Source organism: Streptomyces sp. NPDC048349, from assembly GCF_040651925.1.
GTDB lineage: Bacteria > Actinomycetota > Actinomycetes > Streptomycetales > Streptomycetaceae > Streptomyces.
Window position 1 is genome coordinate 1 of record NZ_JBEZLA010000120.1, and the last position, 9389, is coordinate 9389.

Below are 9389 nucleotides of genomic sequence, written 5' to 3' on the forward strand. Positions count from 1 at the left end.
ACCGCCGGGTGCGTGTTGGTGCCGCGTCAGGGCGCGGGGGCCACGCGCCCCCGCCCCGGGGGCGCGCCCTGGCACAGCCCCCGGGCCCCCCCGGGGGGCGGCGGCCGCGCCCCCCGCTGGGGCCCGCGGCGGCCGGCCGGGGGCCGTCCCCCCCGGCCGGACTCTGGAGGTCCGCCCGGCAGAGCCGGGCGGAGGATCAGGCCTGCGCCGAGATGCGCGCGAGGCGCTGGGCCTCTTCCCGCGTCGAGACCGCGATCGCGTCCTCGTCGGCGAAGAGCAGGCGGTTGTTCTCGACGATCTGCTTGCCGTTGACGAACGACGCGGTGACCGGCGCGGCCGCACCGAAGACCAGCGCGGTGACCGGGTCGGCGATCGAGGAGTGCAGGAACGTGCTCAGGTTCCACATCACCAGGTCGGCGCACTTGCCGACCTCGAGCGAGCCGATGTTGTCGGCGCGGCCGAGGACCTGGGCGCCACCGTACGTACCCAGGCGCAGGGCCTGGCGCGCGTTCAGGGCGCGCTCGCGGTGGACCGTGTTCAGACGGTTGATCAGGAGCGCGTTGCGCAGCTCGGTGTGCAGCTCACCGGACTCGTTGGAGGCGGTGCCGTCCACGCCGAGGCCGACCGGTACGCCGGCGGCCAGCATGTCCGGGACGCGGGCGATGCCGGCGGCCAGACGGGCGTTGGAGGACGGGCAGTGCGCGACACCGGTCTTGGTACGGGCGAACGCGGCGATGTCGGAGTCGTTCATGTGGACGCTGTGCGCCATCCACACGTCCTCGCCGAGCCAGCCGGTCGACTCGAAGTAGTCGGTCGGGCCCATGCCGAACAGTTCCTTGCAGAACTGCTCTTCCTCGACGGTCTCGGAGCCGTGCGTGTGCATGCGCACGCCCAGCCGGCGCGCCAGCTCGGCGCCCTGCTTCAGCAGCTCGGTGGAGACCGAGAAGGGGGAGCAAGGGGCGACGGCGACCTGGGTCATCGCGTCGAAGGAGGCGTCGTGGTACTTCTTCACGGTCGCCTCGGTGTCGGCGAGCGCGCCCTCGAGGGTCTCGACCGCGTGGTCCGGCGGCAGGCCGCCGTCCTTCTCGCTGCGGTCCATCGAGCCGCGGGCGAGGGTGAAGCGGACGCCCATCTCGGACGCGGCGCGGATGATCGAGCCGGAGAGGTCGCCGGAGCCCTTGGGGAACACGTAGTGGTGGTCCATGGCGGTGGTGACGCCGCCCTTGGCCATCGCGGCGAGGGAGCCCTGCGCGGCCGTGTACGTCATCTGCTCGTCGATGCGCGCCCACGTCGGGTACAGCGCGACGAGCCAGTTGAAGAGGTTGTGGTCGGTGGCCAGACCACGCGTGATCCACTGGTAGAAGTGGTGGTGGGTGTTGACCAGGCCCGGGGTGACGAGGTGACCCGTACCGTCGATGCGGCGGACCACATTGCCGAGGTTCTCGGGGGCCTTGCCCGCACCGATCGACTCGATCTTGTTTCCGGCGACGACCACGTAGCCCGAGGCGTACTCGGTGTCGTTCGCGTCGACGGTCGCAATCGCACAGTTCTCAATGACGATGCGCTCGACCGCGCTGTCAGGGGCTGCCGATGCTGCCATGGGACTTCCTCGTGCTTTCAGTGGCGGTGCGGGCACGGCAAGGCCCAGGAGATTTGAGTGCCGGAGCCGGGGGCCTTGACAGCTGACAGTACTGCCGCCCCGAGTCATGCGTCCGGGTGCCGATTCAGGAAGCGGATGCGTGTCGCGCCGTCCCGGGGCCACTGCGGGGCCCCGGGACACGCGTGCCGCATCAGAGGTTGGTCATGTCCACGGGGATACGGGCGTCAACGCCGTCCCGGAGAACAGTGGCCTCGATCAGACCGTACGGGCGGTCCGCGGCGAAGTAGACCTCGTTGTCGTTCTTGAGGCCGAACGGCTCAAGGTCGACGAGGAAGTGGTGCTTGTTCGGGAGCGAGAAGCGGACCTCGTCGATCTCCGAGCGGTGGTTGATGATGCGCGAACCCATCTGGTACAGGGTCTGCTGCAGCGAGAGGGAGTAGGTCTCCGCGAAGGCCTGGAGCATGTGCTTCTTGGTCTCGGCGTAGGACCGCTCCCAGTTGGGCATCCGCTGCTCGTCGTCCGACCAGTTGAAGCGCCAGCGAGCCGACACCTGGGTGGCCAGGATGCGGTCGTAGGCCTCCTTCAGCGTCGTGTACTTGTCCTTCACGTAACCCCAGAACTCGGAGTTCGTGGAGTTCATGACGACCAGGTCCTTGAGGCCGGAGATGACCTCCCAGTTCTGGCCGTCGTACGTGATCTGGGTGACGCGGGTCTCCATGCCCTTGCGGACGAAGGAGTGGTTCACCTCGTCGGAGCCGATGAACTTGGAGTTGGCGTCCGAGGTGGCGATCCGGTCCCAGGCGTACTCCTCGATCCGGATGCGCGCACGCTGGATCGGCTCCTGGCTGTTCACGAACCAGCGCGCCAGGTGGATGCCGAACTGCTCGGCGGACTCGATGCCGTACTCCTTGGCGAACGCGTACACCGTGTTCTTGGTGGTGTCCGTCGGCAGGACGTTGGCGTTCGAGCCGGAGTAGTGGACGTCGTCCATGTCGCCGGAGAGGGCGACCGAGACGTTCAGGTCCTTGATGTGGTGGGTGTCGCCGTCCCGCGTGATCTTGACGACGCGGTTCTCTGCCTTGCCGTACTGGTTCTGGCCCAGAATCGTGGCCATGCTAGCTCCCTCGGTAAACGGAGTAGCCGAACGGGTTGAGCAGCAGCGGTACGTGGTAGTGCTCGCCCGGGTTCACCGCGAACGTGATGGTGACCTCGGGGAAGAACGTAGCGCTGTCCCTTACGCGGGGGGCGTCCTGCTGCGCCTCGGCTTGCTTCTTGGAGAAGTACGTCTCGGTCTCGAAGTCGAGACGTACGTGGGTGGTGCCCTCCGGCAGCGCCGGCAGGTCCTTGCAACGCCCGTCGGCGTCGGTGGCGGAGCCGCCCAGGGCCGTCCACTCGCCGCCCGGCCCGGTACGGGCCGACAGGGAGATGGCGACGCCCTCGGCGGGCTTGCCGATGCTGGTGTCCAGGATGTGCGTGGACACCGACGCGGTGGTCGCGGTGCTCATGCTCACTCTCCTTCTTCTACGAGTTCGACGAGGCGGGTCAGCCGGATCTTGTTGATCTTGACGAGCTCACCGCGGGCGATCTCTCGCTCCTGCTCCGGCGAGTTGTCGATCCGGACCTTGACCGCGTCCCGCATGAACTCCCCGGTCGCACCGGTGGCGCAGATGAGGAAGACGTGGCCGAACTTCTCCTGGTACGCCAGGTTCAGTTCCAGGAGCTCGTTCTTGAGCTCCTCCGAGGCGCCGGCCATGCCACGCTGCTCGCGGGCGGAGGTCGGGTCTCCCGGCTTCGGCCGGCCGATCGGCGCGTGGCCTCCCATCGCCTCGCCCAGGTCCTGCGCGGTGAGCTCCGCCATGGCGGACTCGTTCGCGGCGAACAGGGACTCGGCGCTGGTGAAGGGGCGCTGGGCGAGCAGTTTGCTGACCCATGCCGAGCTGGCGCACACCTCGTGCAGCTCGGCCGTGGCCGCGCTGTCGTCCAAGGCGTTGAACCGGGTGAGACCCGGGGTCGGACTCGAAGTCACGGTAGGCCTCCGTGGCCTGTTGTTGCTTTGACGGGCTGCGCATAGCTAACGCCCTCGACAACACGGCGTCAACACTTTGTTGAAACTTCCCGTACACAAAAGCCGCCGCCCGGATGAATTGGGCGGCGGCTCGTCACCGTGGGTCAGGTTGCGTTCACTCTTGGCTTGGTTTTTGGGCGGTCTTGTTGGGATTTTCCCGGTTCAGATAGTTGTAAACCGTGAAGCGGCTTACGCCCAGGGCACCCGCGACCGTTTCCACGCCGTGCCGCACGGAGAAGGCGCCCCGCGCCTCCAGTGTCCGCACGATGTCCTGCTTGGCCTTCCGGTCGAGCTGGGACAACGGTACGCCGTGCCGGCGCTCCAGCGCCGCCAGGATGTGGTCCAGCGAATCCGAGAGCTGGGGCAGGCGTACGGCCAGGAGGTCCTGACCCTCCCAGCTCAGCACCACGTCATCGGGCTGGGCCAGGGCCGGGTCCATCAGCTCGCCGCCCATGGCGTCGACCAGGGGCTTGACCGCGGTGACGAACGGATGGTCGCGGGGTTCGGTCACGGCGTGTCCTCCCCGAGCACATTGACCTGGAGCGAGACGCGGGTGGCGCCGGCCTCCAGGGAATCGCGCAGCAGCGCGCCCACCGCGGCCAGTACCCGGTCGGCCTCGCCTTCCGCCGTGTTGCCGAACGGGCCGACGTCCACCGCGTCCAGCTGGGCCTTCTGGATGACCTCGCGAGCGGCCACGGCATGGGCAGGGGCCTCTTCGAGATCGAAGGGCTCGGTCGTGAACTCCACTCTCAATCGCACGCTCGCCAAGCTACCGGGCAGTGGGGACTTTTCGGGAGTCCGTACTTGACAGCCGCGCGAACCTCCATGCAGTCTTCCATCAAGCAGAAACTAACTTCCGCAATACGGAAGGAGCGCACACCCCTCATGGGATACACGGACCAGCGCTTCGATGTAAACCTTTCGATCCTCTTCACGGAACTCCCGCTCCTGGAGCGCCCCGCGGCTGCCGCCGCGGCGGGCTTCACGGCGGTCGAGCTGTGGTGGCCCTGGATCGAGACCCCCACCCCCGCACAGGCGGAGCTCGACGCCCTCAAGAAGGCTCTTGAGGACGCCGGCACCCAGCTGGTGGGCCTGAACTTCTACGCCGGCCAGCTGCCGGGGCCGGACCGCGGTGCGGTGTCGGTTCCCGGTGAGGAGTCGGAGCGCTTCAACGCCAACATCAACGTGGCCGCCGACTTCGCGGCCTCGGTCGGCTGCAAGGCGCTGAACGCCCTCTACGGCAACCGCGTCGAAGGCGTGGACCCTGCGGTCCAGGACGAGCTCGCGCTCGAGAACCTGGTCGTGGCGGCCCGGGCCGCCGACCGCGTCGGCGCGATCCTCCTGATCGAGACCCTCAACAAGCCCGAGTCGCCGCTCTACCCGCTGGTGAGCGCCCCGGCCGGCATCGAGGTGGTGGACAAGGTGAACGAGGCCACCGGCCTCGGGAACGCCAAGTTCCTGCTCGACCTGTACCACCTGGCGATGAACGACGAGGACCTCTCCGAGGTCATCGAAAAGTACGCCGCCAAGACCGGGCACGTCCAGATCGCCGACAAGCCCGGCCGAGGCGCTCCCGGCACCGGTGAGCTGCCCCTCGAGGAGCTGCTCGACCAGCTGAAGAAGGCCGGATACGAGGGCTACGTAGGCCTGGAGTACAAGGCCGCGGACGCCGCCGCGTCCTTCGCGTGGCTGCCCGCCGAGGCCCGCGCCGCCCGATAGGCGGACAAAGTCCGGGCGATCAGCCAGGCACCTCACGCACTTTTCGTACAAAGCATTAAGAGAAGGATCCTCGTCATGAGCAACCTCCCCAAGATTGCCTGGATCGGCCTCGGAATCATGGGCTCCCCCATGGCCGAGAACCTCCTGAAGGCCGGCTACTCGGTCACCGGATTCACCCTGGAGCAGGACAAGCTGGACCGCCTGGCGGCCGCCGGCGGTACCGCGGCCGGCTCGATCGCCGAGGCCGTCAAGGACGCCGACGTCATCATCACGATGGTGCCCGCCTCCCCGCAGGTCGAGGCCATCTCCTACGGTGAGAACGGCATCCTCGAGAACGCGAAGTCCGGCGCGCTGATCATCGACATGTCGTCGATCACCCCGCAGACCTCGATCGACCTCGCGAAGAACGCCGCCGAGAAGGGCATCCGCGTCATCGACGCCCCGGTGTCCGGCGGCGAGGCCGGCGCCATCGAGGCCGTCCTGTCGATCATGGTGGGCGGCGAGCAGGCCGACTTCGACGCGGCCCTCCCGATCCTCGAGGCCCTCGGCAAGGTCATCGTCCTGTGCGGCCCGCACGGCTCCGGCCAGACGGTGAAGGCCGCCAACCAGCTCATCGTCGCGGTGAACATCCAGGCGTGCGCCGAGGCGGTCGTCTTCCTCGAGAAGTCGGGCGTGAACCTCCAGGCCGCCCTGGACGTCCTCAACGGCGGTCTGGCCGGCTCCACGGTCCTGACCCGCAAGAAGGACAACTTCCTGAACCGCGACTTCAAGCCCGGTTTCCGGATCGACCTGCACCACAAGGACATGGGCATCGTCACCGACGCCGCCCGCAACGTCGGTGCCGCCCTGCCCGTCGGCGCGGTCGTCGCCCAGCTGGTCGCCTCGCTGCGCGCCCAGGGCGACGGCGGCCTGGACCACTCGGCCCTGCTGCGCGCCGTCGAGCGCCTCTCCGGCGCCCAGCTCTGAGCGGGCCGAACACCCTCCCCCTCACCCGGGGGACCTGAGTTTCCGGATGGTGCCGGTGCTGACACCTGTCCTGTCGCGCCCAAGCGCCGGCACCGTCCGGATTACCTCTCCCACTTCGTTCAACAAACTGTTGACGTTTAGTTCTTGCCGTAATTAGGCTGTTCCGCATGACGGAAGACGCTTTCCGTCAGCAGTTACCCGTACGGAAGGTCACCATGTCGAAGCGCACGCTGACGACCGAGTCCGGCGCCCCGGTCGCCGACAATCAGAACTCCGCCACCGCCGGCGTCGGTGGCCCGCTCCTGGTCCAGGACCAGCAGCTGCTCGAGAAGCTTGCCCGCTTCAACCGGGAGCGCATCCCGGAGCGCGTGGTGCACGCCCGTGGCTCGGCCGCGTACGGCTACTTCGAGGTGACCGACGACGTCACCGCGTACACCAGCGCCGCGTTCCTGAACACGGTCGGCAAGAAGACCGAGACCTTCCTGCGGTTCTCCACCGTGGCCGACTCGCTGGGTGGCGCGGACGCGGTCCGCGACCCGCGCGGCTTCGCGCTGAAGTTCTACACCGAAGAGGGCAACTACGACCTCGTCGGCAACAACACCCCGGTGTTCTTCATCAAGGACCCGATCAAGTTCCCCGACTTCATCCACTCCCAGAAGCGCGACCCCTTCACGGGCAAGCAGGAGCCGGACAACGTCTGGGACTTCTGGGCGCACGCCCCCGAGGCGACGCACCAGATCACCTGGCTCATGGGCGACCGCGGCATCCCGGCGTCGTACCGCCACATGAACGGCTACGGCTCCCACACCTACCAGTGGACCAACGCGCAGGGCGAGGCCTTCTTCGTCAAGTACCACTTCAAGACGAACCAGGGCATCCGCTGCCTGTCGGCCGAGCAGGCCGCCGAGCTCGTCGGCAAGGACGCGAACTCGCACCAGACCGACCTGCTCCAGGCGATCGAGCGCGGTGTGAACCCCTCGTGGACCCTGTACGTCCAGATCATGCCGGCCGCCGAGGCCGCGGACTACCGCTTCAACCCGTTCGACCTCACCAAGGTGTGGCCGCACGCCGACTACCCGCTGCAGCGCGTGGGCCGTCTGGTGCTCGACCGCAACCCGGACAACGTCTTCGCCGAGGTCGAGCAGTCCGCCTTCTCCCCGAACAACTTCGTCCCGGGCATCACCGCCTCGCCGGACAAGATGCTCCAGGGCCGCCTGTTCGCGTACGCCGACGCCCAGCGCTACCGCCTCGGTGTGAACCACACCCAGCTGCCGGTCAACGCTCCGAAGGCGACGAAGGCCGACAACTACGGCCGCGACGGCGTCATGGCGCTGCGCAACGGCTCGCGCCACGACAAGAACTACGAGCCCAACTCGTACCAGGGTCCGGCCGAGACCGGTCTGGCGCTCGGTGCCCCGAAGGCCGTCTCCGGCTACACGGGTACCCACGAGGCCCCGGCCCACACCAAGGACGACGATTTCTTCCAGGCCGGTGAGCTCTACCGCCTGATGTCGGAGGCCGAGAAGCAGCGTCTGGTGGCGAACATCGCCGGCGGTCTGTCGCAGGTCACCCTGGAAGACGTCATCGAGAAGAACCTGGCTCACTTCCACGCCGCCGACGCCGACTACGGCAAGCGCGTCGAGGAGGCCGTCCGCGCCCTGCGCGACGCCTGAGCCAAGCAGCTGTACCCGGGGTCTGACGGGAGGTCAGGTCCTGGGTGCCGGCCCGAGCCGCATACCCGGATGAGGGGTGGTACGCGGTGAGGGCAGACTGCGCCAGCCCATGCGGCTGGCGCCGCGTGAGGACCGTGGCGAGCGTGCGAGCCAGTGCGGTGGTAATGGGTTCCGAGGCCCGTCTCTTGACCTGAGGGAGACGGCGCCGGAGTTCTCGTCGCCCGCCCGCCACGGTCCCAGCCACTCCTCTCCCGTACGGGGGCTGCGCACAGAGCCCCCCGCACGGAACAGAGGAGCCTCCTACTCCGCCCGGCGGTGCGAACGTCCTGTCGCGCCAGCCTCGCTCCGTCGGGCGGTCACAACCAGAGCGCCGAGTCACGGACGGTCCCGTGACTCGGCGCTTTGCCGTTCCCTGTCTCCACCCACCGCCACCGTCTGTGCTGCCCTGAGGCCGTTCCCTGCCTCCACCCACCGCCACCGCCCGTGCGGCCCTGAGCCCGGCATCAGCCGCCTGCGCGCCTGGCGGTCCGCGGGAGGGAGCCCCGAGCCGGCCGGGCCCGCCTCCCCGCCCCCGCACACGGAGTTGGCCGCCGGCCGACCGCCCCTGGACCCGCAGCATGCCCGCACGGAGAGATATCGTGCGGGCTGACTGAATTCCCAGTCAGGGGACGTGCGACCGGAAGGTGCGAACGGGCGTGGCCGAGCGGCAGACGTTGATTTTGGAGGCAGCCGTGCGGGTCATCGCCCGCAACGGCGTCAGAGGGCTGCGCGTCGAGGAGCTCGCCGCCGAGGCCGGGGTGTCCACCGCGCTGATCTACTACCACTTCAAGGACCGCGCCGGCCTGGTCCGGCGCACCTTGGCCTTCGTCAGCGATCGCGCCACCGGGTACACCGACGAGGCCCTGAAGGGCACCGGGGACGCCCGCGACACGCTGCTCCGGCTGCTGTCGGCCGAGCTCCAGGACGTCCCCCGGGTCCGGGAGAACAGCATCGCCTGGGGCGAGTTGCGCGCCAGCGCCGTCTTCGACGCCGACCTGCGCGAGACGCTGGCCGCGTCCACCCGCTCCTGGTCGCAGGACACCGCGGACGCCATCTGCGACGCCCAGGCGGCCGGCCTCGCCGATCTGCACGTCGAGCCGCTGGACGCCGCCGAGCGGCTCACCGCCCTCGTGGAGGGGCTCAGCGAACGCTGGCTGAGCGGCTCCCTCGGCCTGGAGCGCGCCCGGGAGCTGCTGGCCGGCGCGGTGGACGCGGAGCTCGGCCCGCGGCCGTAGGGGGTGTCTGACGGAGGTCCGCGGCGTCGCGGTGCCCGGCACGCACTCTCGCCGCACCGGCCGAAAGCCCAAGTACGTCCAGTACGGGGGCA

General features: G+C 68.8%; 10 protein-coding genes. 4 read left to right on the forward strand and 6 right to left on the reverse strand.

Annotated elements, in window-relative coordinates; all coding sequences use genetic code 11:
- Nucleotides 1–196 precede the first annotated feature (196 nt).
- From AB0D44_RS33705 to AB0D44_RS33730, 6 genes are all read right to left on the reverse strand, one after another.
- Nucleotides 197–1600 (reverse strand): 8-oxoguanine deaminase, encoded by a 1404-nt coding sequence (locus AB0D44_RS33705; RefSeq protein WP_362598511.1) that lies wholly within the window; start codon nt 1598–1600, stop codon nt 197–199.
- Nucleotides 1601–1790: 190 nt separating this feature from the next.
- A complete protein-coding gene (pucL, locus tag AB0D44_RS33710) occupies nt 1791–2714 on the reverse strand; it encodes a factor-independent urate hydroxylase (RefSeq protein ID WP_362598514.1) in 924 nt (307 codons plus the stop codon).
- A gap of 1 nt (nt 2715) precedes the next feature.
- Entirely contained in the window at nt 2716–3105 is a 390-nt protein-coding gene (uraH, locus tag AB0D44_RS33715) for a hydroxyisourate hydrolase (RefSeq protein WP_362598516.1), read from the reverse strand.
- Between the two features lie 2 nt (nt 3106–3107).
- Nucleotides 3108–3626 carry a 2-oxo-4-hydroxy-4-carboxy-5-ureidoimidazoline decarboxylase gene (gene uraD / locus AB0D44_RS33720; protein WP_362598519.1) on the reverse strand — a complete coding sequence of 173 codons (519 nt, stop codon included), beginning with the start codon at nt 3624–3626 and terminating at the stop codon, nt 3108–3110.
- A 154-nt stretch (nt 3627–3780) separates the two neighbouring features.
- Nucleotides 3781–4176 (reverse strand): helix-turn-helix domain-containing protein, encoded by a 396-nt coding sequence (locus tag AB0D44_RS33725; protein ID WP_362598522.1) that lies wholly within the window; start codon nt 4174–4176, stop codon nt 3781–3783.
- Nucleotides 4173–4424, reverse strand: coding sequence for a thiamine-binding protein (locus AB0D44_RS33730; protein ID WP_079154403.1), 252 nt, complete (start codon nt 4422–4424; stop codon nt 4173–4175). The genes AB0D44_RS33725 and AB0D44_RS33730 overlap by 4 nt, the downstream gene beginning before the upstream one ends.
- Nucleotides 4425–4550: 126 nt before the next feature.
- On the opposite strand from AB0D44_RS33730, the gene AB0D44_RS33735 reads away from it, so the two are divergent.
- The 4 genes from AB0D44_RS33735 (at nt 4551) to AB0D44_RS33750 (ending at nt 9297) form a co-directional block, all read left to right on the forward strand.
- Complete coding sequence (locus AB0D44_RS33735) at nt 4551–5384, forward strand: TIM barrel protein (protein WP_362598525.1); 834 nt, start codon at nt 4551–4553, stop codon at nt 5382–5384.
- Nucleotides 5385–5459: 75 nt separating this feature from the next.
- Nucleotides 5460–6350 carry a 2-hydroxy-3-oxopropionate reductase gene (locus AB0D44_RS33740; RefSeq protein ID WP_362598528.1) on the forward strand — a complete coding sequence of 297 codons (891 nt, stop codon included), beginning with the start codon at nt 5460–5462 and terminating at the stop codon, nt 6348–6350.
- A gap of 215 nt (nt 6351–6565) precedes the next feature.
- Complete coding sequence (locus AB0D44_RS33745; protein ID WP_362598534.1) at nt 6566–8023, forward strand: catalase; 1458 nt, start codon at nt 6566–6568, stop codon at nt 8021–8023.
- 695 nt (nt 8024–8718) lie between these two features.
- Complete coding sequence (locus AB0D44_RS33750; RefSeq protein ID WP_362598531.1) at nt 8719–9297, forward strand: TetR family transcriptional regulator; 579 nt, start codon at nt 8719–8721, stop codon at nt 9295–9297.
- The last annotated feature ends 92 nt before the right edge of the window (nt 9298–9389 follow it).

What these genes read in the sequence shown, in the direction of transcription:
- AB0D44_RS33705 (WP_362598511.1), bottom strand. Translation starts at nt 1,600, where the DNA reads ATGGCAGCATCGGCAGCCCCTGACAGCGCGGTCGAGCGCATCGTCATT.
- pucL (WP_362598514.1), bottom strand. Translation starts at nt 2,714, where the DNA reads ATGGCCACGATTCTGGGCCAGAACCAGTACGGCAAGGCAGAGAACCGC.
- uraH (WP_362598516.1), bottom strand. Translation starts at nt 3,105, where the DNA reads ATGAGCACCGCGACCACCGCGTCGGTGTCCACGCACATCCTGGACACC.
- AB0D44_RS33735 (WP_362598525.1), top strand. Translation starts at nt 4,551, where the DNA reads ATGGGATACACGGACCAGCGCTTCGATGTAAACCTTTCGATCCTCTTC.
- AB0D44_RS33740 (WP_362598528.1), top strand. Translation starts at nt 5,460, where the DNA reads ATGAGCAACCTCCCCAAGATTGCCTGGATCGGCCTCGGAATCATGGGC.
- AB0D44_RS33745 (WP_362598534.1), top strand. Translation starts at nt 6,566, where the DNA reads ATGTCGAAGCGCACGCTGACGACCGAGTCCGGCGCCCCGGTCGCCGAC.